Origin of the sequence: Paraburkholderia sp. BR13444 (assembly GCF_040948755.1) — a bacterium.
Classification (GTDB): domain Bacteria; phylum Pseudomonadota; class Gammaproteobacteria; order Burkholderiales; family Burkholderiaceae; genus Paraburkholderia; species Paraburkholderia youngii.
In genome coordinates, this window is the sequence record NZ_JBFPKM010000007.1 from 43,453 (window position 1) to 67,937 (window position 24,485).

General features: G+C 64.1%; 20 protein-coding genes and 1 pseudogene. 16 read left to right on the plus strand and 5 right to left on the minus strand.

Going from position 1 to position 24,485, the window contains the following annotated elements:
• Positions 1 to 46 precede the first annotated feature (46 nt).
• Entirely contained in the window at positions 47 to 310 is a 264-nt protein-coding gene (locus AB3X95_RS20610) for a hypothetical protein (RefSeq protein WP_018438003.1), read from the plus strand.
• A 164-nt stretch (positions 311 to 474) separates the two neighbouring features.
• On the plus strand, positions 475 to 1,893 hold the full coding sequence (locus AB3X95_RS20615; RefSeq protein ID WP_368622408.1) for an MFS transporter: 1,419 nt from the start codon (positions 475 to 477) through the stop codon (positions 1,891 to 1,893).
• Between the two features lie 59 nt (positions 1,894 to 1,952).
• Here the strand turns inward: AB3X95_RS20615 and ampC are convergent, their stop codons facing one another.
• Positions 1,953 to 3,134: a class C beta-lactamase gene (gene ampC / locus AB3X95_RS20620; protein WP_368622409.1), complete on the minus strand. Its 1,182-nt coding sequence runs from the start codon at positions 3,132 to 3,134 to the stop codon at positions 1,953 to 1,955.
• Positions 3,135 to 3,412: 278 nt separating this feature from the next.
• Here ampC and fdhA point away from each other — a divergent pair, with 278 nt between their 5' ends.
• Positions 3,413 to 4,612 (plus strand): formaldehyde dehydrogenase, glutathione-independent, encoded by a 1,200-nt coding sequence (gene fdhA, locus AB3X95_RS20625; protein ID WP_368622410.1) that lies wholly within the window; start codon positions 3,413 to 3,415, stop codon positions 4,610 to 4,612.
• A gap of 114 nt (positions 4,613 to 4,726) precedes the next feature.
• Here fdhA and AB3X95_RS20630 read toward each other — a convergent pair whose 3' ends face one another.
• Positions 4,727 to 5,722 carry a GlxA family transcriptional regulator gene (locus AB3X95_RS20630; protein ID WP_184228576.1) on the minus strand — a complete coding sequence of 332 codons (996 nt, stop codon included), beginning with the start codon at positions 5,720 to 5,722 and terminating at the stop codon, positions 4,727 to 4,729.
• A 418-nt stretch (positions 5,723 to 6,140) separates the two neighbouring features.
• On the opposite strand from AB3X95_RS20630, the gene AB3X95_RS20635 reads away from it, so the two are divergent.
• From AB3X95_RS20635 to AB3X95_RS20680, 10 genes are all read left to right on the plus strand, one after another.
• A complete protein-coding gene (locus AB3X95_RS20635) occupies positions 6,141 to 7,415 on the plus strand; it encodes a serine hydroxymethyltransferase (RefSeq protein WP_368622411.1) in 1,275 nt (424 codons plus the stop codon).
• Between the two features lie 18 nt (positions 7,416 to 7,433).
• Positions 7,434 to 8,405 carry a dipeptidase gene (locus AB3X95_RS20640; protein ID WP_176125339.1) on the plus strand — a complete coding sequence of 324 codons (972 nt, stop codon included), beginning with the start codon at positions 7,434 to 7,436 and terminating at the stop codon, positions 8,403 to 8,405.
• A gap of 34 nt (positions 8,406 to 8,439) precedes the next feature.
• Positions 8,440 to 8,979, plus strand: coding sequence for a DUF5943 domain-containing protein (locus AB3X95_RS20645; protein ID WP_368622412.1), 540 nt, complete (start codon positions 8,440 to 8,442; stop codon positions 8,977 to 8,979).
• Between the two features lie 25 nt (positions 8,980 to 9,004).
• Positions 9,005 to 11,068, plus strand: a complete 2,064-nt coding sequence (locus tag AB3X95_RS20650) for an NADH:flavin oxidoreductase (RefSeq protein WP_176125341.1) — start codon at positions 9,005 to 9,007, stop codon at positions 11,066 to 11,068.
• 2 nt (positions 11,069 to 11,070) lie between these two features.
• Entirely contained in the window at positions 11,071 to 12,996 is a 1,926-nt protein-coding gene (locus tag AB3X95_RS20655; RefSeq protein WP_368622413.1) for a (Fe-S)-binding protein, read from the plus strand.
• Positions 12,997 to 13,003: 7 nt separating this feature from the next.
• Positions 13,004 to 14,191 (plus strand): electron transfer flavoprotein subunit alpha/FixB family protein, encoded by a 1,188-nt coding sequence (locus AB3X95_RS20660; protein ID WP_368622563.1) that lies wholly within the window; start codon positions 13,004 to 13,006, stop codon positions 14,189 to 14,191.
• The gene (locus tag AB3X95_RS20665; protein WP_368622414.1) at positions 14,188 to 14,967 is read left to right on the plus strand and encodes an electron transfer flavoprotein subunit beta/FixA family protein; all 780 of its coding nucleotides are present in this window, start codon (positions 14,188 to 14,190) and stop codon (positions 14,965 to 14,967) included. The genes AB3X95_RS20660 and AB3X95_RS20665 overlap by 4 nt, the downstream gene beginning before the upstream one ends.
• Positions 14,968 to 15,040: 73 nt before the next feature.
• Positions 15,041 to 16,327: an SRPBCC family protein gene (locus AB3X95_RS20670; protein WP_368622415.1), complete on the plus strand. Its 1,287-nt coding sequence runs from the start codon at positions 15,041 to 15,043 to the stop codon at positions 16,325 to 16,327.
• Positions 16,328 to 16,361: 34 nt separating this feature from the next.
• Positions 16,362 to 17,555, plus strand: a complete 1,194-nt coding sequence (locus tag AB3X95_RS20675) for a 2Fe-2S iron-sulfur cluster-binding protein (protein ID WP_368622416.1) — start codon at positions 16,362 to 16,364, stop codon at positions 17,553 to 17,555.
• A 183-nt stretch (positions 17,556 to 17,738) separates the two neighbouring features.
• Positions 17,739 to 18,596, plus strand: a complete 858-nt coding sequence (locus AB3X95_RS20680) for a glycine betaine ABC transporter substrate-binding protein (protein ID WP_176381446.1) — start codon at positions 17,739 to 17,741, stop codon at positions 18,594 to 18,596.
• 56 nt (positions 18,597 to 18,652) lie between these two features.
• Here AB3X95_RS20680 and purU read toward each other — a convergent pair whose 3' ends face one another.
• Both purU and AB3X95_RS20690 read right to left on the minus strand, forming a co-directional pair.
• Positions 18,653 to 19,528 (minus strand): formyltetrahydrofolate deformylase, encoded by an 876-nt coding sequence (gene purU / locus AB3X95_RS20685; RefSeq protein WP_176125347.1) that lies wholly within the window; start codon positions 19,526 to 19,528, stop codon positions 18,653 to 18,655.
• Between the two features lie 136 nt (positions 19,529 to 19,664).
• Entirely contained in the window at positions 19,665 to 20,579 is a 915-nt protein-coding gene (locus tag AB3X95_RS20690; RefSeq protein ID WP_368622417.1) for a LysR family transcriptional regulator, read from the minus strand.
• Positions 20,580 to 20,688: 109 nt separating this feature from the next.
• Here AB3X95_RS20690 and AB3X95_RS20695 point away from each other — a divergent pair, with 109 nt between their 5' ends.
• Together AB3X95_RS20695 and AB3X95_RS20700 are read left to right on the plus strand one after the other, a co-directional pair.
• On the plus strand, positions 20,689 to 21,330 hold the full coding sequence (locus tag AB3X95_RS20695) for a glutathione S-transferase family protein (protein ID WP_176125348.1): 642 nt from the start codon (positions 20,689 to 20,691) through the stop codon (positions 21,328 to 21,330).
• A gap of 43 nt (positions 21,331 to 21,373) precedes the next feature.
• A pseudogene (locus AB3X95_RS20700) lies at positions 21,374 to 22,330 on the plus strand (pyridoxamine 5'-phosphate oxidase family protein); the annotation flags it as partial.
• 69 nt (positions 22,331 to 22,399) lie between these two features.
• On the opposite strand, the gene AB3X95_RS20705 reads toward AB3X95_RS20700, so the two are convergent.
• Complete coding sequence (locus AB3X95_RS20705) at positions 22,400 to 22,804, minus strand: helix-turn-helix domain-containing protein (protein ID WP_176105912.1); 405 nt, start codon at positions 22,802 to 22,804, stop codon at positions 22,400 to 22,402.
• Between the two features lie 710 nt (positions 22,805 to 23,514).
• Here AB3X95_RS20705 and AB3X95_RS20710 point away from each other — a divergent pair.
• A complete protein-coding gene (locus tag AB3X95_RS20710) occupies positions 23,515 to 23,937 on the plus strand; it encodes a hypothetical protein (protein WP_368622418.1) in 423 nt (140 codons plus the stop codon).
• Positions 23,938 to 24,485: the final 548 nt, after the last annotated feature.

The following is a 24,485-nucleotide window of genomic DNA, read 5'->3' on the forward strand; positions in this document are numbered from 1 at the left end:
CGCCCCGGCCGCCGTTTTTTCCGTCTCTTCTTCCCCGTCTTCCGCCATGACGTCGACCCGGGTCGCCACCGCGCGTCTCACCGCGCGCGCGTGCGATGAGCACGATGCCAGTGCCGCGCTCGCGCTGCTCGATCAAAGCATCGCGCTGCGCCACCGCCGCATCGCGCTGATCCGTTATCTGCTCGCACGGCAACTCGGTGCGCCGCTCGAAGCGCGGCATCACGCGTACGTCGAAAAAGTCGCGGCCCGTCTGAGCGCAGAGGCGCTTGCGCGGATCGCCAGCGCCGCGCATGCGCGGCTGCGCACGTAGCGCCGAAACCTGGCGGCATGGCGGACGCGTCACGACGCCTCTGTTCCATCCCGACGACGCATTTCTTCTATGTGGCCGATTTATGTCGGCATCTACTGAGGACACAGTTTGCCCCATCCACGCGGAAGTCACCGCGTCAACCGCCGTATCCACGAGGGGATCACATGTCCACTGCTTTCCCGCTTCGCGCCAGCGCAGCCGCCCGGCTCGAACGCTTGCCGTTCTCCCGCTATCACCGAACCCTCTTCATCATCGTCGCGATCGCGTTCTTCTTCGATTCGGTCGACCTCGCCACGATGACCTTCGTGCTCGGTTCGATCAAGAACGAGTTCCATCTGTCGACCGCGACGACGGGGCTCGTCGCCAGTGCGAGTTTCTTCGGCATGGTGCTCGGCGCGGCCGTGGCGGGTCTGCTGGCGGATCGCTTCGGACGCCGGCCCGTGTTTCAATGGAGCATGGTGCTGTGGGGGCTGGCGTCGTATCTGTGTTCGACCGCGCAGAGCGTCGATGTGCTGATCCTGTATCGCGTGCTGCTCGGCGTCGGCATGGGGATGGAGTTTCCGATCGCGCAGACCTTGCTGTCGGAGTTCGTGCCCGCCGCATCGCGCGGCCGCCTGATTGCGCTGATGGATGGTTTCTGGCCGCTCGGCTTCATCACGTCGGGCGTGGTGTCGTATTTCGTGCTGCCGAACTTCGGCTGGCGCAGCGAGTTCGCGCTGCTCGCGATTCCGGCGGTGTTCGTGCTGATCGTCCGCCGTGTGGTGCCCGAGTCGCCGCGTTGGCTCGAACATCGTGGCCGTCATGAGGAAGCCGATCGTATTCTCGCCGGCATCGAGGCCAAGGTGATGCGCTCGGCGAACGTGAGCCAGTTGCCAGCACCGGTGATGCTGGGGGAACCCGCGGCGGCGAAGGGCACTGGCGCGTTACGCGAAATCTGGAGCCTGGCGTACCGGCGTCGCACGATCATGGTCTGGACGCTGTGGTTCTTCGCATTGCTCGGCTTTTATGGGCTGACGTCGTGGCTCGGCGCGTTGATGCAGCAGGCTGGCTTCGCGGTGACGAAGTCCGTGCTGTACACGGTGCTGATTTCTCTCGGCGGCGTGCCCGGCTTCATCTGCGCGGCGTGGCTCGTAGAGCGCTGGGGCCGCAAGCCGACCTGTATCGCGTCGCTCGCGGGCAGCGCGGTGATGGCGTACGTCTACGGGCAAACGGCGCTCCATGTGCAGACGCCGGGGCTGCTGATCTGTGCCGGACTCGCGATGCAGTTCTTCATGTTCTCGATGTGGGCGGTGCTGTACACGTACACCCCCGAGCTTTACGGCACCGGCGCGCGGGCGACCGGATCGGGCTTCGCGTCCGCGGTCGGCCGGGTCGGCTCGCTCATCGGTCCTTATGTCGTGGGCGTCGTGCTGCCGGTCTTCGGACAGGGCGGTGTGTTCTCGCTGGGCGCGATGTGCTTCGTGGTCGCCGCGGCGGCGGTGTGGATACTCGGGATCGAAACGCGTGGCATGGCGCTGGAAACACTCATGTCCGAAGCGGTCGAAGCCGATGCGCGCAGCGCGTTGACCGCTGTGCGGGAATGAAAGTCACGGGACGGAGCGCGCCGCACGCGACCGTACCCCGTCCCGTCGTACTCAATCCATCAATGCTCGCCGCCATCCAGCGCCGTGAGGATCTGATGCGCGGCGCTCACGCGCGCCTCGTTCGGGAAATTGCGGTTGGCGAGCAGCACGATGCCAATGCGCTTTTGCGGCACGAAGGCGACATACGCGCCGAAGCCATTGGTCGAACCGGTCTTGTTGATCCAGACATTCTGCTGCGGCTGCAGCGGTGGTTTGATTTCGGTCGCCGGCTTGCCGTCGAGGACCATTTCCGCCGAATTGCCGGCCAGCAAGGTCGGCAGCGCGACTGGATACGGGTACTGCTCCCAGATCAGATCCTGGGTCAACACGCCCGCCTGGAAATAGCCGGTATGCGTGTCCGTGATCGCACGCTGGAGCTGGCTGTCGAGCGGAAGCAGGTTCATGTTCGCCTGCACGTAACGCAGCATATCGGCGGCGGTCGACTTCACCCCGTACGCTTCGGCGGCAATCACGCCGCCCGTCAGGCGCACGGGCGCACCGTCTTTGGCATAGCCCTGCGCGTAGTCCGGCATCTTTGCCGCGGGGACGTCGATGTAGGTGCTCTTCATGCCGAGCGCCGGAAACACGCGTTGCTGCATCAGCGTGGTGAAGTCCTGCCCCATGCTTTTCGCGGTGATCAGGCCCAGGGTACCGATGCTGGGATTGGAGTAGGTGCGGAACGTGCCGGGCGGATGAGTGGGCTGCCAGTCGTGGAAGTACTGCAGCAATTGCGTGTCGTTATGGATTTCGTCGGGCACCTGGAGCGGCAGACCGCCGGGCGTGTGCGTGCCGAGGTTCAGCAGGCTCACTTTGCCGAACGGCCGGCCACGCAGCGTCGGCAGATAGCGCTCCGTGCCGTCCGCCAACGACAGCTTGCCGTCGAGCTGCGCATATGACGCGAGCGTCGCCGTGAAGGTCTTGCTGACCGAGCCGAGTTCGAACAGCGTGTCGCGTGTGACCGGCTTGCCGGTTTGCGTCGATGCGACGCCGTAGTTGTACACGTAGGGCTTGCCGTCGTCGATCACGCCAACCGCCATGCCGGCGATATGGTACTTCGCCATCAGCGGCCGGATCGCCGCATCGACGGTGGCTTGGCGTTGCGCGGCGGCGGGCTCGGCCGCGTGACCGGCGGGTGAGATCGCGGACAGCGTGAACAGCGCGAACGTCGCGGTTGTTATCAGTTTGAGCGCTCGGGTCTTCATTGCAAACGGGTCCTCGGTCGGGGAGTGTGAGTCGGCGGATCGGCGATTCGGCTGAGGCAGCACTATCGGGCTTTTGCGAAACGCTGGCAAACGAGGATATGTTGCGCGGGGGTAAAGAAAAAGTTGTGGGCCGCAGCGCGAGCGATGCCGGCGTTGTCGGTTGTGGCCAAACGCGTGTCGGGTTCGGCACAGGTGCCGCTGCGAGCGGCCGCTACGCTGGTGGAACGGCGCGCCATGCAGCGTGCGGGCGCGCCGCTCACGAACATGGAGACGAGACAATGAGCAGCAATCGCGGCGTCGTGTATCTGGGGCAGGGCAAGGTCGAAGTGCAGTCGATCGACTATCCGAAGATGGTCGATCCACGTGGCCGTTCGATCGGCCATGGCGTAATCCTGAAGGTGGTGAGCACGAATATCTGCGGCTCCGATCAGCACATGGTGCGTGGTCGCACGACCGCCGAGGTCGGCCTCGTGCTCGGGCACGAGATTACCGGCGAAGTGATCGAGGTAGGGCGCGACGTCGAAACGCTGAGCGTCGGCGATCTGGTGTCGGTGCCGTTCAACGTGGCCTGCGGACGCTGCCCGACCTGCAAGGCACAGCATACCGGCGTGTGCCTGAACGTCAATCCGTCGCGCGCGGGCGGCGCGTATGGCTATGTCGACATGGGCGGATGGATTGGCGGCCAGGCCGAATACGTACTCGTGCCGTATGCGGACTTCAATCTGCTGAAATTCCCGGACCCGGCGCAGGCGATGGCGAAGATCCGCGACCTGACCTGCCTGTCCGACATTCTGCCGACCGGCTATCACGTCGCGGTGATGGCCGGCGTGAAGCCCGGCGCCACAGCCTATATCGCGGGCGCTGGACCGGTCGGCATGGCGGCGGCCGCGTCGGCACGCCTGCTGGGGGCGGCCTGCACGATCGTCGGCGACATGAACGAGGCGCGCCTCGCGCACGCGCGCAAGATGGGCTTCCAGACCATCGATCTGTCGAAGGACGCGACGCTCGGCGAACAGATCGAGCAGATCCTCGGCAAGCCCGAAGTGGATTGCGCGGTGGACTGCGTCGGCTTCGAAGCGCACGGTCACGGCAGCAGCGGCTCACACGAGGAAGCCCCGGCCACGGTGCTCAATTCGCTGATGGAAATCACCCGCGCGGCCGGCGCGATCGGCATTCCCGGCCTCTACGTGACCGACGATCCCGGCTCGGCCGACGCCGCCGCACGCAAGGGCAGTCTCAGTTTGCGCTTCGGCCTGGGCTGGGCCAAGTCGCATTCGTTCCACACCGGGCAGACGCCGGTCATGAAGTACAACCGCAATCTGATGCAGGCGATCCTGTGGGATCGTTTGCCGATCGCCGATATCGTCAACGTGACGGTGGTATCGCTCGACGATGCGCCCGAGGGCTATCGGCAATTCGACGGCGGCGCGCCGAAGAAGTTTGTGATCGACCCGCATGGGCTTTTGAAGGCGGCTTGAGGTTCGCCAGCCGCCAGAGTGCCGCCGAAGCGCTGGGTGGGCTGCCGGTCCACGCAGCGCGTTGTCTTACGCACGCGCTGAACGGGTACGCCGTTCAGCGCGTATCTTCATTGATCAAGCCGCCAGCACTGGCGCATTGGACAGCGAAGGCGCCTGGCTGCGGCGCTCGCGCGTCGGCGCGGTGCCGAACGCATCGCGATAGCTCTTCGAGAAGTGGCAGGCCGACTGGAAGCCACACGCCATCGTGATGTGCATGATCGACATGTCGGTCTGCAATAGCAGCTCGCGTGCGCGCCGCAGGCGCAGCGTCAGGTAGTAATGCGTCGGCGTCATGCCCAGGTGCTCGCGGAACAGCCGCTGCAACTGCCGTTGCGACATGCCGGCGAGCCGCGCCAGTTCCTCGCGCGACAGCGGCTCCTCGATGTTGTTCTCCATCAGCGAGATAACTTCGAACAGCGACTTGTTGGCCGAGCCGAGCCGCGCGACCAGCGGCATCTTCTGCTGCGCGCTGGTGTCGCGCACGTGTTCGACGATGAACTGCTCGGCGATCTGCGTGACGCGCGCGGTACCGACGCGCGGCGAAATCAGGTTCAGCATCATGTCGAGCGGCGCGACGCCGCCGGTGCAGGTCACCCGATCCCGATCGATCACGAACAGCTCTTTCAGAAAGCGCGTGTCGGGAAACTCCTCCTTCAGCGCCGACATGTTTTCCCAATGAATCGCGCATGCATAACCGGTCAGCAGACCGGCGCGCGCGAGCGCATAGGTGCCCGTGCACAGACTGCCCAGCACGCAGCCCATGCGCGCGAAACGGCGCAGCGCGGACAGATGCTCGGCGGTGGTCGAGCGCTGCACGTCGATGCCGCCGACCACGAACACGATATCGGGTTGCCCGACGCATTCGACCGGACCCGTATCGACAGAAAGCCCGTTGCTCGCCATGACCGGGCCGCCGACGGGACTCACGATCGACCAGCGGTAAAGCGTCTGACCCGTCAGGTAGTTCGCCATGCGTAGCACTTCGATCGCGTTGGTGAACGCGATCATCGTGAAGTTGGGAACCGGCATGAATGCGAAATGCGACAACGATGCCGTGCGATCGATGGACATGGGAACGGGGAATCCTGATTTGAATGTCGCGTCGCCGTGGGGCAGGCGACTATCTCAATTCTGAATATCAGGGCAACTACCGTGCCATCCGGCTAAACCCTTGGATGCTGCGCACAAAGCGTGGAAAGGCTAAGCAATTGACTGATCAAATCGCTTCCACGCGGCACCAGAACGGCGCCGCGACGGCGGTACGGCGCACCCGAACGGCGCAGTAAGACTGCCTTGTAGTGCAGCCCCGCGCAGGCGGACTGCGCCGACTTGTCGAAAAAGGACGCGCATGGCGGAAAAGGCAAAGAACGCGTCTGAATTCGTAAATCGACGCGCGGGCCGACCGTCAAGAATAGATCCAAGGCAAAGCGGCGGCGCGATCCGCCGGCAACCCGCAACAGCCTCCCGTCAACGTTCTTACGGACCTTCCATGTCGAACCCGAATCCCTTCTTCGAAGACTCGCTGCCGGCGCGCGATCCGGCGGTGCGCGGCGCCATTCTGAAAGAGCTCGAGCGTCAGCAGTCGCAAGTCGAGCTGATCGCGTCGGAAAACATCGTGTCGCGCGCCGTACTCGACGCGCAGGGCTCGGTGCTGACCAACAAATACGCGGAAGGGTATCCGGGCAAGCGCTACTACGGCGGTTGCGAATACGTCGACGAGATCGAGACGCTCGCGCTCGATCGTATCAAGCGACTGTTCGACGCGAAGTTCGCCAACGTGCAGCCGCATTCCGGCGCGCAGGCGAACGGCGCGGTGATGCTCGCACTGACGAAGCCGGGCGATACGGTGCTCGGCATGTCGCTCGACGCGGGCGGGCATCTGACGCACGGCGCGAAGCCCGCGTTGTCGGGCAAGTGGTTCAACGCGGTGCAGTACGGCGTGCGGCGCGACACGATGCTGATCGACTACGAGCAGATCGAGGAACTGGCGCAACAGCACAAACCGACACTGCTGATCGCGGGCTTCTCCGCCTATCCGCGCACGCTCGACTTCGCACGGCTGCGCGCAATCGCCGACGGCGTCGGTGCGAAGCTGATGGTGGACATGGCGCATATCGCCGGTGTGATCGCGGCCGGCCGTCACGACAATCCGGTCCCGCATGCGCACGTGGTCACGTCGACCACCCACAAGACCTTGCGCGGTCCGCGCGGCGGTTTCGTGCTGACCAACGACGAAGAGATCGCGAAGAAGATCAACTCCGCCGTGTTCCCCGGCTTGCAGGGCGGCCCGCTGATGCACGTGATCGCCGGCAAGGCGGTCGCGTTCGGCGAGGCGCTGCAGCCGGGCTTCAAAACCTATATCGACGGCGTGCTCGCGAACGCGCGGGCGCTCGGCGACGTGCTGAAAGCGGGCGGCGTCGATCTGGTGACGGGCGGCACCGACAACCATCTGCTGCTGGTCGATTTGCGGCCGAAGGGGCTCAAGGGCAATCAGGTCGAACAGGCGCTGGAGCGCGCGGGCATCACCTGCAACAAGAACGGCATTCCGTTCGATACGGAGAAGCCGACGGTCACGTCCGGCATTCGTCTCGGCACGCCGGCGGGCACGACGCGGGGCTTCGGCGTCAGCGAGTTTCGCGAGGTCGGGCGTCTGATCGTCGAGGTGCTCGATGCGCTGCGCGCGTCCCCCGAAGGCGACGCCGCAACCGAACAACGTGTGCGCCGCGAGATTTTCGCGCTGTGCGAGCGCTTCCCCATTTACTGAGTACGCGTGGAGCAAACGATGAGTCAACTGCACGAGAACAGCATCATCATCGACGGGCTGAACATTTCGAAGTTCGAGCGCTCGGTGTTCGAGGACATGCGCAAGGGCGGCGTCACCGCCGTGAACTGCACGGTGTCGGTCTGGGAAAGCTTTCAGAAGACCGTCGACAACATCGCCGAAATGAAGCAGCAGATCCGCCAATACAGCGAGATCCTCACGCTGGTGCGCACCACCGAAGACATTTACCGCGCGAAGAAAGAGAACAAGACCGGCATCATCTTCGGCTTCCAGAACGCGCATGCGTTCGAGGACAACCTCGGCTATATCGAGGCGTTCAAGGATCTCGGCGTCAACGTGGTGCAGCTTTGCTACAACACGCAGAACCTCGTCGGCACCGGCTGCTACGAGCGCGACGGCGGTCTCTCGGGTTACGGGCGCGAAGTGATTCAGGAGATGAACCGCGTCGGCATCATGGTCGATCTGTCGCATGTGGGCGGCAAGACCTCGTCGGAGGCGATCGCGGCGTCGAAGAAACCGGTCTGCTATTCGCATTGCTGCCCGTCGGGGCTCAAGGAGCATCCGCGCAACAAGACCGACGAGCAGCTGAAGGAGATCGCCGATGCGGGCGGCTTCGTCGGCGTGACGATGTTCGCGCCGTTCCTGAAGCGCGGCCCCGATGCGACCGTCGAAGATTACCTCGAGGCGATCGAGTACGTGGTGAATCTGATCGGCGAGGACCAGGTGGGAATCGGCACCGATTTCACGCAGGGCTACAGCACCGAGTTCTTCGACTGGATCACGCACGACAAGGGCCGTTATCGCCAGTTGACGAACTTCGGCAAGGTCGTGAATCCCGAAGGCATTCGCACGATCGGCGAGTTTCCGAACCTCACCGCAGCGATGGAACGCGCCGGCTGGAGCGAGACGCGCATCCGCAAGATCATGGGCGAGAACTGGGTACGGGTGTTCGGCGAAGTCTGGAAGGTGTGAGCCTTCTTACAGCGGATAAAAACGGAGTTCCCACATGCAACCTCAACTGCCCATCGATGTGAATCCGGACACCGGCGTCTGGACCACCGACGCGCTGCCGATGCTCTACGTGCCGCGTCATTTCTTCACCAACAACCACGTCGCCGTCGAGGAGGCGCTCGGCCGCGACACGTACGCCGAGATTCTCTACAAGGCCGGCTACAAGTCCGCCTATTTCTGGTGCGAGAAGGAAGCGAAACAGCATGGCCTCACCGGCATGGCGGTATTCGAGCACTACCTGAACCGTCTGTCGCAGCGCGGCTGGGGCCTGTTCAGGATCATCGAGGCCGATCCGGCGAGCTCGCATGTGCGGATCGAACTACGGCACTCGTCGTTCGTGCTCGCGCAACCGGGCAAGACCGGCAAGCTCTGCTACATGTTCGCCGGCTGGTTCGCGGGCGCGATGGACTGGGTCAACGACACCGCGCCCGACGGCGCGCGCAAGGGCCCGCCGTCGCAATCGAAAGAAGCAAGCTGCGCGGCGGAGGGACACGAGTACTGCGTATTCGAAGTGTCGCCGCTGGCGTCAATCTAATCCGAGCATTCCGAGGTCGATCGCGATGCGTTACCCGAACCTTTTCAAGCCGCTCACGTTGAACAAGCTGACGCTGCGCAACCGCATCGTCAGTACCGCGCACGCGGAGGTTTACGCGGAGCCGGGCGGCCTGCCCGGCGACCGCTATATCCGCTACTACGAGGAAAAGGCCAAGGGCGGCGTCGGACTCGCCGTGTGCGGCGGGTCGAGCCCGGTGTCGATCGACAGCCCGCAAGGCTGGTGGAAGTCGGTGAACCTCGCCACCGACAGGATCGTCGATCCGCTCGCGCGGCTCGCCGAAGCGATGCACGCGCATGGCGCGAAGATCATGATTCAGGCCACTCACATGGGACGCCGCTCGGCGTTCCACGGCGAGCACTGGCCGCATCTGATGTCGCCGTCGGGAGTGCGCGAGCCGGTGCATCGCGGCAACGCGAAGATCATCGAGGTCGAGGAGATTCGCCGCATCATCGGCGACTTCGCGGCGGCGGCGAAGCGGGTGAAGGATGCGGGCATGGACGGCATCGAAATTTCGGCCGCCCACCAGCATCTGATCGACCAGTTCTGGAGCCCGCGCACCAACTTCCGTACCGACGAATGGGGCGGCTCGCTCGAAAACCGCCTGCGTTTCGGCGTCGAAGTATTGCAGGCGGTGCGCGCGGCGGTGGGCGCCGACTTTTGCGTCGGCCTGCGCATGTGCGGCGACGAATTTCATGAAGACGGGCTCGATCACGAACAACTGAAGGAAATCGCCCAGGCGATGAGCGAGAGCGGTCTGATCGATTATCTCGGCGTGATCGGTTCCGGCGCGGACACCCACAACACGCTCGCCAACTGCATGCCGCCGATGGCGCTGCCGCCCGAGCCGTTCGTGCATCTGGCGGCCGGTATCAAGCAGGTCGTCAAGGTGCCGGTGATGCACGCGCAAAGCATTCGCGACGCGGGCCAGGCCGAGCGGCTGCTCGCGAGCGGCATGGTCGATCTCGTCGGCATGACGCGCGCACAGATCGCCGATCCGCATATGGTCATCAAGATCCGCGATGGCCGCGAGGACGAAATCAAGCAGTGCGTCGGCGCGAACTACTGCATCGACCGTCAGTACAACGGGCTCGACGTGCTGTGCGTGCAGAACGCCGCGACCTCACGCGAAGCGACGATGCCGCACGTGATCGCGAAGTCGCGCGGACCGAAGCGCAAGGTCGTCGTGGTCGGCGCGGGGCCGGCGGGGCTCGAAGCGGCGCGCGTCGCGAAGTTGCGCGGTCACGACGTGGTGCTGTTCGAGAAGAACGATCACGTCGGCGGCCAGATCATGCTGGCGGCGAAAGCGCCGCAGCGCGAGCAGATGGCGGGCATCGTGCGCTGGTTCGACATGGAGACGAAGCGCCTCGGCGTGGACCGCCGCCTCGGTGTCGCCGCCGACGAGCGGACCATCATGGCCGAGAAGCCCGACATCGTCGTGCTCGCCACCGGCGGTTCGGCGTTCACGTCGCAGGTCGCGGCGTGGGGTGTCGACGCGGGGCTCGCGGTCAGTTCGTGGGACGTGCTGGCCGGCAAGGTCGAGCCGGGCAAGAACGTGCTCGTGTACGACGGCGTCAGCACGCATGCGGGCGCGGGCGTCGCGGATTTCATCGCGAGCCGTGGCGGCAACGTGGAGATCGTCACGCCCGACGTGAAGGTTGCCGACGACGTCGGCGGCACCACATTCCCGATCTTCTATCGCCGTCTGTACGCGCAAGGCGTGATCCATACGCCGAACTACTGGCTCGACAAGGTGTACGAGGAGGACGGCAAGAAGATCGCCGTGATCCGCAACGAGTACACCGAGGAGCAGGAAGAACGCGCGGTCGATCAGGTGGTGATCGAAAACGGCAGTACGCCGAACGATCAGCTTTACTGGAAGCTGAAGACTGAATCGGTCAATCGCGGGCAGGTGGACGTGCACAAGCTGTTCGCGTCCGAACCGCAGCCGTGTCTGGACGAGCAACTCGGCAATGGCCGCTTCCTGCTGTTCCGGGTCGGCGACTGCATCTCGATGCACAACATTCACGGCGCGATCTACGACGCGCTGCGCCTTTGCAAGGATTTCTGACGATGAGCCCCGTGTTTGTCATCACCGTCCTGCTGTGGGTGTCGGTGGCCGGTCTCGCATTCGCGCTGGCACGCCGCGCCGCCTACTGGCGCGAGGGCCGCGCGACCGTCGCGGGCGCCTACGGCTGGGCCAATCTGCTCGCGATCCCGAAGCGCTACTTCGTCGACCTGCATCATGTGGTTGCGCGCGACCCGTACATCGCACGCACGCACGTTGCGACGGCGGGCGGAGCGATCCTCGCGATGGCGCTCGTGTTCGTCAACTACGGCTTCGCGATCTACTCGCCGTGGCTCGACAAGCTGATCTTCGTCGCCGCGCTGGCGATGCTGATCGGCACGGTGTTCGTCTGGCGCCGCCGGCATGGCGCGAAAGCAGTGCCGGCGCGGCTCTCACGTGGGCCGTGGGATCAGTTGCCGCTGCTGCTGGGTTCGTTCGCGCTCGGTCTGGCATTGTTCATCGCATTGCCTGCGACGGCGATGTCCGGTGCGCTCGCGGTGATCGTTGCGCTGCTGATCGCGGCGGGCGCGTTCACGATGACGTTCGGCGCGGCGCGCGGTGGTCCGATGAAGCATGCGTTGGCAGGTCTGCTGCACCTCGCGTTTCATCCGCGTCAGGAGCGCTTTGCCGATGCCGCCGCGGCGCGTAACGCTCCCGACGCAGTGCCGCCCACGGCATTGAAAATGCCGCTGCTCGACGCGAAGGAATACGGCGTCGGCAAGCCGGTCGAATTCCGCTGGAACCAGTTGTTGAGCTTCGATGCCTGCGTGCAATGCGGCAAATGCGAAGCGGCGTGCCCCGCGTTCGCGGCGGGACAGCCGTTGAACCCGAAGAAGCTGATTCAGGATCTGGTGACGGGCATGGTCGGCGGCACCGACGCGCAATACGCGGGCAGCCCGACGCCGGGCATTCCGATCGGCAAGCATGGGGGCGCGCCGGGCAAGCCGCTCATTTCGACGCTGATCGAAGCGGACACGCTGTGGTCGTGCACGACCTGCCGCGCCTGCGTGCAGGAGTGCCCGATGCTGATCGAGCATGTCGATGCGATCGTGGACATGCGCCGCAATCAGACGCTCGTCGAAGGCAGCGTGCCGGGCAAGGGGCCGGCGACGCTCGCGAATCTGCGCGAGACCGGCAGCAGCAACGGCTACGACATCGGCGCGCGTTACGACTGGGCCGTCGATTTGCAGGTGCAGGTCGCGCAGCCGGGTCGTCATGTGGACGTACTGCTGATCGCCGGCGAAGGTGCTTTCGACATGCGCTATCAGCGCACGCTGCGCGCGCTCGTCAAGCTGCTGAACCGCGCGGGTGTCGATTACGCGGTGCTGGGCGGCGTCGAAACCGATACCGGCGACACCGCGCGGCGTCTCGGCGACGAAGCCACGTTCCAGCAACTGGCCCGTACGCTGATCGGCACGCTCGCGCAGTACTCGTTCGCACGCATCGTCACCGCCGATCCGCATGTGCTGCATAGCCTGCGCAACGAGTATCGTGCGCTCGGCGGCTTCTATCAGGTGCAGCACCACACGGCGCTGATCGACGAACTGATCGCGAGCGGCAAGCTGTCGCCGCGCGTGGCCGCCGCCGTGGCGGAACGCAACATCACGTATCACGACCCGTGCTATCTGGGCCGTTACAACGGTGAGACGGAAGCGCCGCGCCGTGTGCTGAAGAGCATCGGCATCAAGGTGGTCGAGATGGAGCGACACGGGATGCGCGGGCGCTGCTGCGGCGGTGGCGGCGGCGCACCGTTGACCGATATCCCCGGCAAACGGCGGATTCCCGACATCCGTATCGATGACGCGCGCGCAAGTGGCGCGGAGATCGTCGCGGTCGGCTGCCCGAATTGCACGGCGATGCTCGAAGGGGTAGTGGGGCCGCGCCCGGAAGTACTTGACGTGGCCGAACTGGTCGCCGCGGCGCTGGAGTAACGCGATGATGAATACGCTCAAACGAATCGATCCGCGCCGGCCGTTCACGGTGACGGCGCAGGGACTCCGGCGCATCACGCTCGGCGCCGTTGGCGTGGCGGATGCCGGCGGCAGTGCGTCGCTAGCTGAAGCGCGTCACGCCGCGCATCACGAACAGCCGAAGCCGCGCCGCACGACGGCCACGCCGCACCATGTGCTGCTGGTGGCGGCGCACGCGGATCGGGGCGCGCTCGATGAACATGCGCGCCAAACGCTTGCCGCCGCCGCGCTGATCGCGGACTTGCAAGCCGAAGTCGTGCTGCTCGTGTTTGGCGAATTCACCGGCGATGCCGCCGCGCTCGGCGCCGACAAGCTGATCGAATTGCCGATGTTCGATCGCCGCACCTACGCGCCGGACGATGAGCTGAATGCGCTGGCGGCCTGCGTCGCAGCCTACGCGCCCGCCCACGTCTTTCTGCCCGACAACGCGACCGGCGACGGCGACCTGGGCCGCCGTTATGCGTCGGTGGCCGATGCAAGCGTCGCGACGCACGTCGTCGAGATCGACGCAGCGCACGTGTCCACCTATATCCGCGCGAATACGGCGCTCGCCAGCCGCGCGCTGCCCGAAGTCGTGCTGCTCGCACCGAATGCGGTCGATCCGAAGCTGCCGTTCGTCGGCGCTGGCGAACGGGTCGCGTGGCGCTTCGAGCGGGAGGCGGATAGCCCGGTCGCGCAACGCGCAATACGCGATCTCGGCATCGACGAAATCGATGCGGCGCAAGTCGCGCTGGAAGAGGCGGACTTCATCGTATCGGCGGGCAACGGCGTGAGCGACGTACCCGCGTTCGAGCGGCTCGCGACGACCCTCGGCGCGGCGATCGGCGCGAGCCGGGTCGCCGTCGACGACGGCAAGTTCACGCGCGACAAGCAGATCGGCGCGACCGGCAAGACCGTCGAGGCGAGCGTGTATATCGCGTTCGGCATCTCCGGCGCCGTTCAGCATCTGCAGGGCATCAAGGATTGCCGCCATGTGATCGCGGTCAATCTCGACGCGAGCGCACCGATCGCCAAGCGCGCGAATCTGACCGTGATCGCGGACGCGCAGGAAACCATCGCGGCGCTCAACGAAGCCGCGGCCGCGGCGCGCGGCGCGCGCGCCACCTCGGCCGCACTGCTGCAGCCGGGCAAGCTTGCCGAAGGAGTGCTCGCATGAAGATTGCCGTGCTGGTTTCAATCGGACGTCATCCGGTCAGCGGCGTCGCGCGCTACAGCCGCAATGATGCGGCGGCGTTGACGCTGGCGCTGTCGCTCGCGAGAGCGCATGGCGCGACGCTCGACGTGCTGCATGCGGGCGATCCGTCGAACGCTGCATTGAACGAATATCTGGCGCTCGGCGCGCATTCGGTCGAAGTGCTGGAGATGCCACCCGACGCCGATCCGGCGCCACAACTCGCCGCGCGTTTGCGTGGCTACCAGCTGGTGCTGACCGGCACGCGCGCCGAAGGCGGCTTCGATAGCGGCATGTTGCCGTATCGCGTCGCGCATGCGCTGGCGGTACCGCTCGTCGGCGCCGCCGTCGATCTGGCGGTGCGCGACGGTTGCGCGCAGGTCCGTCAGTTCATGCCGAAGGGCCTGCGACGGCGCGTCGAAGTGCGGCTGCCCGCGTTGATCGCCGTGCATCCGCTCGCGAACGCCGCGACGTCGTACGCATATGCGCGGCTGCGCGAGGGCAAGATCGAGCGCACCGCCGCGCCGGGCGCCGCCGCGCCGCACGGCATTCCTCCCGAACAGTCCGCATGGGCCATCGGCCCCGCCACCGCGAAACCAGTGCGGCTCGCCGCCGTCGAAAAGCGCTCGGGCCACGCCCGCATGCTGTCGGCGACGACGACCGAGAGCCGCGGCGGCAGCGTCGTAATTGAAGGGAGTTCCGTCGAAAAAGCACAAGTGATCCTCGCGTATTTGCGCGAGCATCAACTGGTGGATTACTGAATTCCGGCTCGGGCCAGCATGCGACCAGGAGGGCCTGGCGCGGCGCCAGACGTGACACGCAACGGAGCACACAATGAAAGTTTCCGCAGACGTTCGCGCAATGATCGAACGCCGCAAGCAGAATTACACGCTGGAAGCGCCGTTCTATACGAGCGAGGAAATATTCGCGCTCGATATCGACGCGATTTTCCGCCAGCACTGGATTCAGGTCGCGGTCGAGCCCGACGTGCCCGAGCCCGGCGACTACGTGACGGTCGAGATCGGCAACGACTCGATCCTGATCGTGCGCGACGACGACATGCAGGTGCGCGCGTTTCATAACGTCTGCCGCCATCGCGGCGCGCGTCTGTGCAATACCGGCAAGGGCTCGCTCGGCAATATCGTCTGTCCGTATCACAGCTGGACCTACAGCCTGAACGGCGACCTGATGTTCGCTGAGCACATGGGCGAACAGTTCGACCGCTGCAAACATAGCCTGAAAGCGGTGCATGTCGAGAATCTCGCCGGACTGATTTTCATCTGCCTCGCCGAGCAGCCGCCCGCCGATTTTTCCGTGATGCGCGCCGCAATGGAACCGTATCTGTTGCCGCACAATCTGGCCGGCTGCAAGATCGCCGCGTCGATCGACATCATCGAGGAGGGCAACTGGAAGCTGACGATGGAGAACAATCGCGAGTGCTATCACTGCGTCGCGAACCATCCTGAGCTGACCATCTCGCTGTACGAATACGGCTTCGGTTATCAGCGCACACCGGCGAACGAGGAGGGCATGGCCGCGTTCGAGGCGACGGTCGCGCGCCGCACCGCGCAATGGGAGGCGATGCAGTTGCCATCGGCGGAAATCGAGCGCCTCGCCGATCTGGTCACCGGGTTTCGCACGCAACGTCTGCCGCTCGATCGCGACGGCGAATCGCAGACGCTCGACGCGAAGGTCGCCTCGAAGAAACTGCTCGGCGGTTTCAAGGAGGCCGATCTCGGCGGCTTGTCGTTCTGGACCCAGCCGAATTCGTGGCATCACTTCATGAGCGACCATATCGTCAGTTTCTCGGTGATTCCGCTGTCGGCCGGCAAGACGCTGGTGCGCACGAAATGGCTCGTGCACAAGGACGCGCGCGAAGGCATCGATTACGACGTCGACAATCTGACCGCCGTGTGGCGCGCGACCAACGACCAGGATCGCGCGCTCGTCGAATATTCGCAGCGCGGCGCGACGAGCAGCGCGTATGAGCCGGGTCCGTATTCGCCGTTCACCGAAGGACTCGTCGAAAAGTTCTGCGAATGGTATATCGGCCGTCTCGCGGATTACGACGCGAACCCGCGAGCAGCGCACGACGAGAAAGTCGTGTCGTTCGCGCGCTGAGTGCAACACCGCAATGACGAGCGGGGGGACAACCATGATGCGCGATCAGGCCATGTTTCAACCGGACATCGAGCAGACTTCACAGAATCCAGCCGGCGCGGCGAGCCGCGTCACGCAGCCGCGCTTCTGGGATGCGCTGCCGGCGCGCTGGAGCAGTGATTCCGACGACACGCTGGAGTGCTGCCAGGTTCGCAGCGAAACGCACGACGTGAAGAGTTTCTTCTTCCGCGCGCCATCCGGCCGGGCGTTCGTGTTCGAGCCGGGGCAGTTCATTACGCTGGAGCTGGAGATCGACGGCGAGCGGGTCAATCGCTGCTATACGATCTCGTCGCCGCCCACGCGGCCCCATACGATTTCGATCACCGTGAAGCGCGTGCCGGGCGGCCCGGTGTCCAACTGGCTCCACGACAATCTGCATGCGGGCATGCAGGTGCGCGTGCTGGGGCCTGCCGGTGAGTTCACCTGCGCGCGGCATCCGGCGCGCAAGTTCCTGTTTTTGTCGGCGGGCTCGGGCATCACGCCGCTGATGTCGATGAGCCGCACGCATCATGAACTCGGCGAGGACAGCGATATCGTCTTCGTGCATAGCGCGCGCACGCCGGACGACATCATCTTCGCGCGCGAGCTCGATCTGATCGCCGCGAATCAGGCGCATTTCCGCACAGCGTTCGTTTGTGAGCGCGTGGGCGCGCGCACCAATTGGCCCGGCATCACCGGCTTTCTGACGCTGCCGCTGCTGAAGCTGATTGCACCGGATTTTCTGGAGCGGGAAATTTTCACCTGCGGCCCCGCGCCGTATATGCAAGCGGTGCGCAAACTGCTCGACGAGGGCGGCTTCGACCGCCAGCACTATCACGAGGAAAGCTTCTCGTTCGAGACCGTCAGCGAGGTGGCCGCGCAATTGACCGAAGCGCAGGTCGCGGACGCGCTGCGCGAAGCGCCGGCGGCGCCGGTCGAAACCGGAACACGCTACAAGGTGAGCTTTACGCGCAGTCATCGCGAGATCGAGTGCGGCGCCGGCCAGCATGTGCTCGAAGCGGCGAAGCAGGCGGGCGTGCGGCTGCCGGCGTCGTGCACCCAAGGCATGTGTGGCACCTGCAAGGTGAAGCTCGTGTCGGGCGAAGTGGCGATGAAGCACGCGGGCGGTATCCGTCAGCGCGAGATCGATCAGGGCATGGTGCTGCTGTGCTGTAGCAGGCCGCTGAGCGATCTCGTCGTCGACAAGTAATACGACTGACAACACCACAAGAACACGGCAAATACTGCGCGGATTTGCGTGGAAGTCGCATGTGGACAACTGCATGTCGCAAAACAACGCTACCCGGCAATTCTGGTTGGCGATTCTAAATGCGCGATCTGCGGTTCGATGGCAAACGCGTCAATGGGCAAATGTATCAACGGGAGAACGTCGATGAGACTGATCGGAAAGGTAGTGGTGGCAAGCGCGTTGGGGGTGATGCTGGCGGCGGTCAGTGCGGGCGTGTCGGCCGATTCGAAGCCGACCATCAAGATCGGTTACGTGGAGGGCTGGGACGATAGCGTTGCGACGTCGAACGTGGCCGCCGAGGTGATCGAAAAGCGCCTCGGTTATCAGGTGCAGCTGGTGCCGGTCGCGGCCGGCGTGATGTGGCAGGGTGTGGCGCGCGGCGATCTCGACGCGACGCTGTCCGCGTGGCTGCCGGTCACGCACGGCGCGTACTGGAACAACTTCAAGGACAAGGTGGTCGACCTCGGGCCGAACTTCAACGACGCGAAGATCGGGCTGATCGTGCCGGACAACGTGGACGTGAAGAGCGTTGGCGATCTGCAGGCGAAGAAGGCGGAATTCGGCGCGCGCATCGTCGGCATCGACGCTGGGGCTGGCGTGATGCAGAAAACCAGCGAGGCGATCAAGGCCTATGGGCTCGACTATCAGCTGATGCCGAGTTCCGGGAGCGCGATGACCGCCGAACTGGCGCGCTCGGAGGCGGCCAGCAAGCCGATCATCGTGACCGGCTGGAAGCCGCACTGGATGTTCGCGAAGTACAAGCTGAAATTCCTCGACGATCCGAAGAAGGTGTTCGGTGAAGCGGAGCACGTCGATAGCGTGGTGAATCCGGAGCTCGAGAAAAAAGCACCGACCGTGGTCGCGTTCCTGAAGAAGTTCCAATGGAAGCCGGGCGAAATCGACGCGGTGATGCTGGCCACGCAGAACGGCGAAAAGCCGGCCGCGGCCGCCGACGCCTGGGTCAGCGCGCACTCGGATCGGGTGGATAGCTGGGTGAAGTAAGCCGGCAAGCGTTGGCGCAGCCTGATGAAACGCCGCTTTTCAGCGGCGTTTTCTGTTTACCTCAGCACGACGGTGCGCTCGCCGTTGATGAACACGCGCCGCTCGACGAACGCCTTCACCGCGCGCGCGAGCGTAATGCATTCGACGTCGCGTCCGGTCGTCAGCAGCCGTTCGGGGCTGTACGAGTGATCGACGGGTTCGACTCCCTGCTCGATGATCGGACCTTCGTCGAGATCGTCGGTAACGAAATGGGCGGTGGCGCCGATCACCTTGACGCCGCGCGCATGGGCCTGATGATACGGTTTCGCCCCTTTGAACCCGGGCAGGAACGAATGATGGATATTGATCGCGCGCCCGGCGAGCGCGCGGCTCGTTTCGGCGGACAGGATCTGCATGTAGCGCGCGAGAATCAGCAGCTCGGCGCCGGACGATTCGAACAGTTCGAGAAGTTGCGCTTCCTGTTGCGGCTTCGTGTCGGCGGTAATCGGCAGGTGATGGAACGGCAGGCCGTGCTGACGCGCGAGCGGTTCGAGATCGCGATGATTCGAGCCAATGCCGACGATGTCCATCTTCAGCTCGCCCATGCGCCAGCGAAACAGCAGATCGGCGAGGCAGTGTTCGAGTTTGGACACCATGATCAGGACCTTCGGCCGCACCGACAGATCGTGGATCGCCCACGTCATCCGGAAGCGTTCGGCGATCGGCGCGAATTCCTGCTTGAGCGTGGCGAGCTGCAGCGCGTCGTCGCGATCGACGTGGTGAAACACGCAGCGCACGAAAAAGCGCTCGCTGAGTTCGTCGTCGAATACGGTCAGTTCGTCGACATAGCAACGATGCCGTTCGAGAAAGCCGGCGACGGCGGCAACCTGGCCCGCCGCGCTCGGACACGCGACGGTGAGGACCCCTTGAGCAGGACGGGAAATGGCGGACATGAGCTCTCCACATTGACGATCAGGCGAGGCCGCGGGGCGCGGCGCGCATCGTCGCAGTAGAGCAAATCGGGCGATCGCGGGGATAGAAGCTAACCGCCGTTGCGCTGGAATGGGAACGCCAGGAGGATCTGCCGCACTAGTCCGCAGGGTCCGCCCCGAGCCTTCGCTTCAGCGTCTCGATCAGCGCGCGGACTTTCGCCGGCGGGTGACTCGTCGGCGGAAACACGGCCTGGATGCTCGCCGGCGCGGTTGCCCATTCGGGCAGCAGCCGGATCAGCCGTCCCGCCGCGACGTCGTCCGCGATCGAAAAATCCGTCAGCAGACCGATGCCGCCGCCCGCGAGCGTCGCCGCCCGGCAGGCATCGGCCGTGTTGACACGCAGCGCGGACGCGCAGCGCACGCTCGCGGTTTTACCGTCGACGTGCCGCAGATCGAGCGTCAACGGATGCGGCAGCACCGACAACGCGCAATAGGGCAGCGTCTCCAGCGCGGCCGGCGTGTTCGGCACGCCCCACGTGCGCAGGAACTCGGGACTCGCGACGAGCCACTTGACGAAGCTGCCGAGCTTCACCGCGCGATAGTTCGAATCCGCGAGACGACCAAGCCGGATCGCGACGTCGATGCCGTCGGCAATCAGATCGACGTAGCGGTCACTGCTCAGCAGCTCTACGTCGAGCTGCGCGTGCGTGCGGCGCAATTCGACCAGAGCGGGCGTGACGACGAGCGCGCCGTAGTCGTTCGGCGCGCTGACGCGCAGCGTGCCGCGCACCGGCGAGGTTTCTCCGCCGAGCGCGTTCAGCGCATCCTCGGTGGCGCGCAGAATTTTCACGCTCGCCTCGTAGAACGCGCGGCCCGCCTCGGTGACGCCGAGCCGCCGCGTGGTGCGCACCAGCAGGCTCGCGCCGACCTCCGCCTCGAGCCGCTGCATGTGCGTGCTGACCATCGTCTTCGCGAGTCCGAGCCGAGTCGCGGCGGCGCTCAGCGAGCCCGCGTCGATGACCGCGACGAAGATCGCGAGGCGGTTCAGGTTGACGTTGCGCACATCGGCCATGATCGATTGTCCATTCTCGCTTGACTGTGTTTCCCGGATTATCGGGCTTCCGCGCGACAGTGCCTACGCCCTATGCTGGGCGTGTCATTCAACCTGTCCGGAGACCTCCATGTCCGCCACCCGACCCGCCCAGCCTATCAAGCTCTATACGACACGGCTGTCAGGCCACGGTCATCGCGTGAAGCTGTTTCTGTCGCTGCTCGATCTGCCGTTCGAGGTGGTCGAGCTGGACATGAAGGCGGGCGAGAACCGCAAGCCCGAGTACCTCGCGCTGAACCCGTTCGGTCAGGTGCCGACGATTCAGGACGGCGAACTGACGCTGTTCGATTCGAATGCGATTCTCGTCTATCTGGCGAAGCGCTATGGCGATGCGTCGTGGCTGCCGGACGATCCGCTCGGCGCCGCGGCGGTGCAGCGCTGGCTGTCGCTCGCGGCGGGCCAGATCGCATACGGGCCGTGCGCGGCGCGGCTCGTTACCGTATTCGGCGCGCCGCTCGACCACGAGCGAGCAAAGCAGATCGCCGTCAAGCTGTTCGACGTGATCGACGCGGAGCTTGCCGGCAAGCCGTTCGTGGCCGGCGCGCACGTGACGATCGCCGATATCGCCGCGCATACGTATATCGCTCATGCACCCGAGGGCGGTGTGTCATTGCAGCCGTATCCGAACATTCGTGCATGGCTGAGTCGCGTGGAGGCATTGCCACGTTTCATCGCGATGCCGTCGACGAAGGCGGGTTTGCTGGCGGCGTGATACGCAGTTGGAGCCGCTTCAGATCTTGCAAGGGAGTCAGATCATGTCCGAGTTCATTCCGCTCAATAACTGGGGAGCCGACGTGTCGCCGTTTCATGCCGGCGAGCAGGATGCGCAGCAGCGCGCGGGTGTGCGTGACGTGGCGGAGTCGATGGGACGTCGGGGCATTCGCCGTTTCATGCCGGAGCAGCATCGCGAGTTCTTTGCCGCGCAACCGTTCCTCGTGATCGGCGGCGTCGATGCGAGCGGTCAGCCGTGGGCGACGCTACGCGCGAGTTCGCCGGGCTTCGTCACGTCACCGGATGCGCGCACACTGCGCATCGAAGGCGGCGCATTGGCGGGCGACCCGCTCGCCGCGGCGTGGCGCGAAGGCGCGCAGATCGGTGCGCTGGGCATCGAGCCGCGCACGCGGCGCCGCAATCGGGTGAATGGTGTCGTACGGTCGGTGCAAGGCGACACGTTGCAGTTCGAAGTCATGCAGAGTTTCGGCAATTGCCCGAAGTACATCCAGAGCCGTACGCCGTCTTTCATCGATCGGGACCCGGCCGCAACGCGCGCGCAGCCCGAGATCGCCGAGCGTCTGGCCAGTGCCGACCGCGAATTGCTCGCGAGCGCGGACACGCTCTTTATCGCCAGTGCGAATCTGAGCGAGGAAGCGGGGGTGGGGAAGGGTGTCGACGTTTCGCATCGCGGCGGCGCACCGGGCTTCGTGCGCGTGGACGACGCGACTACGCTGACCACGCCTGACTACAGCGGCAACCGCTTCTTCAACACGATCGGCAACCTCGTGCACGATCCGCGCGCGGGCCTGCTGGCCATCGACTTCGCAACCGGCGATCTGCTTTTTCTGGCGGTGCGAGCGGAGATCATCTGGGACGGCGACGAACTCGCGGCATTTGCGGGCGCGCAGCGGCTCGTGCGGTTCCATGTGGACGAAGTGCGCCGCAGCGGCGGCGCGTTGCCGTTCCAATGGTCGCAGGTCGAACTCGCGCCGCAGTTTCTGCCAAAGGTCCGGGAAAGCGCCTGAGCCGATGCGCACGCGCGTGCGTTAGCTGGGCGCGGCCGCCGTTCAGTGTGCATTTCGGCCGAGCCGGTAAGACACGCCAAGTCTGGTGGCCAGTTGCCATACATAGACCCGCGAGTAAGAAATGCCGAACTGACGGCTTATCAACTCGCGCATGCGCGCATTGCTCCAGCCATCGGAGTCGAAGCCATAGTCCCGCGGCGAGGCCCTCAGCGCCTCGGCCAACCAGTCCAGATCCGCCACCGCGAGCGCGGAATGGCGGCCGCCGACGCTCATGTTTCTGAGCGCGTCGAGCCCACCTTGCTCCAATAGCTTGCGATATCGTTCGACGGTGGTCTTTGCCATTCCCATCTGTTTCGCGACCTCGGCCGCAGCGATGCCGTCGAGCAGTTTCTTGCCCGCCGTGAGACGCCGTGCGACGGTCGGTAAATCGTCATTCGGTCGATGCATTGGAGAACTCCGCCGTTGGGTCGCTGACCGGGCTGCGATCGGTTGCCGGTGTAGACAGAGAAGAGTGCCACGCCACTTACAGATAATCGAAAATTCGCTCGCTGTGTCTATAAGAATAAAAAATCAATCGCGTCTTTCCTCTGATAGAAAACGACGTAATCCTCGGGTATGACGTTCGCGCTATGTTTTTCTTTCTCCATCGTAAAGATCTTCCTTGCGATTGAATTTCACGTTTGCTAACCTGATTGAACTGATTTAAACAAAACATCAAGCCGGCTTGGCTCGCGCCGATAGCCCGCAATACCGCTAAAGCCGCATAGAGCTTGGTGTCTGGGGTTGGTCAGTGCGCGCGGCATGCCGGAAGACTGAATCGTTTGAATGCGTGGATTTCTGTTTTGCGAATGCAATTCGAATGCATTTTTCGGTGTAGGGTGGTGTTCGCTGGAAATCTGCGAAAAATGGGTGCTGAAGATTGAAAACCGTTTTGCGGCGCTTTTCTAGGCGGATTATAGGGAAACGGGACATTCGCGCAGAGTGTCGCTGGAATCCCGACTCCAGTAACCATCTGCTTAATTTGACTGCGTCGCTCAATATCCGGAAATACTTTTTCGCCGGGCACCTTATGACTCAATACGCATAAAACGATCGAGGGTGGCAGGGCTTTCATCGGTGCCATTGGGCATCTGCCAGCAGGCGGTAAGGAGAATGACATGAACACGGATAAGACCCGCGATATCGCCGCGATGCTATTGCGTGCCGCCAGGCGCAAGAGACTCGTGTCTTATCAGGAACTGCACGCGCTTTTCGGTCGCGACGAACCGTTGCAAAGCCGTTATTGCGCGTTGGCGGACGCGGCGCGCTCGCTGAGCGATTGCGCGTCGCTCGACTACGGCTGCCTGATGAGCCTCGACAACGGCCTGCCGGGTGATGACTTCTTTAATCGTTTCAGGCACGACAGGCCGCATGAATACGAAAAGGTGATGGGTTTCGGATCGGCGGGACGCTCGACGATCAAGAAACGACTGATTGCGGATGCCGAGCGTCTGCGGGTGTTCGAACATGCATCGCAGACCGAGGCAAACGGGAACGCGGCGAACGCGTTGTGTCCGTACGCCGCGTCGAAATGCACGTAGCGCATGCGCAGTCTCCGAACGCGACGAGACGCTCGCGGGTCGAGAGAATATGCGAAACGTCTCTAAGCCACAATGCAATAGACAACGATTAAAAATCTGCTTGAGCAGCGACAGCGGTATTCGCGTTAGCTTGAAAGCTTATTCTCGTGGTTCGCCAAGAGAGATTTAACGATTGTCTAATTGCGGTATATGGCGCGCATGGAATCTCCCGGTCCGCGTGGAGGGTGGTAAGTCGTGAAGGATCTGATTGAGCGCGCGGTAAGGTCGAGATTAAATTGTCGAGGCAGTTTTGTTGACGATTACTGAACCGTCCAGCATCCGGGTGTCGATTGCGGTATGAAGGAGACGCGCGTTGGATGCCTCGCCATCGTGACTGGGCATCGTCGGTGGCCCAGTGGTGGCTGTCTTCGACGTATACGGCATTTGACATAAGATAAATTATCAACATCAATTCTGTAGGTCCCAAATAGAAATGTCGGGTTTCCGCTAAATAGAAATGTCGTGTTCTGGGTAATTTGACTGCCGGACATCCGCTCAGGGAGCCGGCG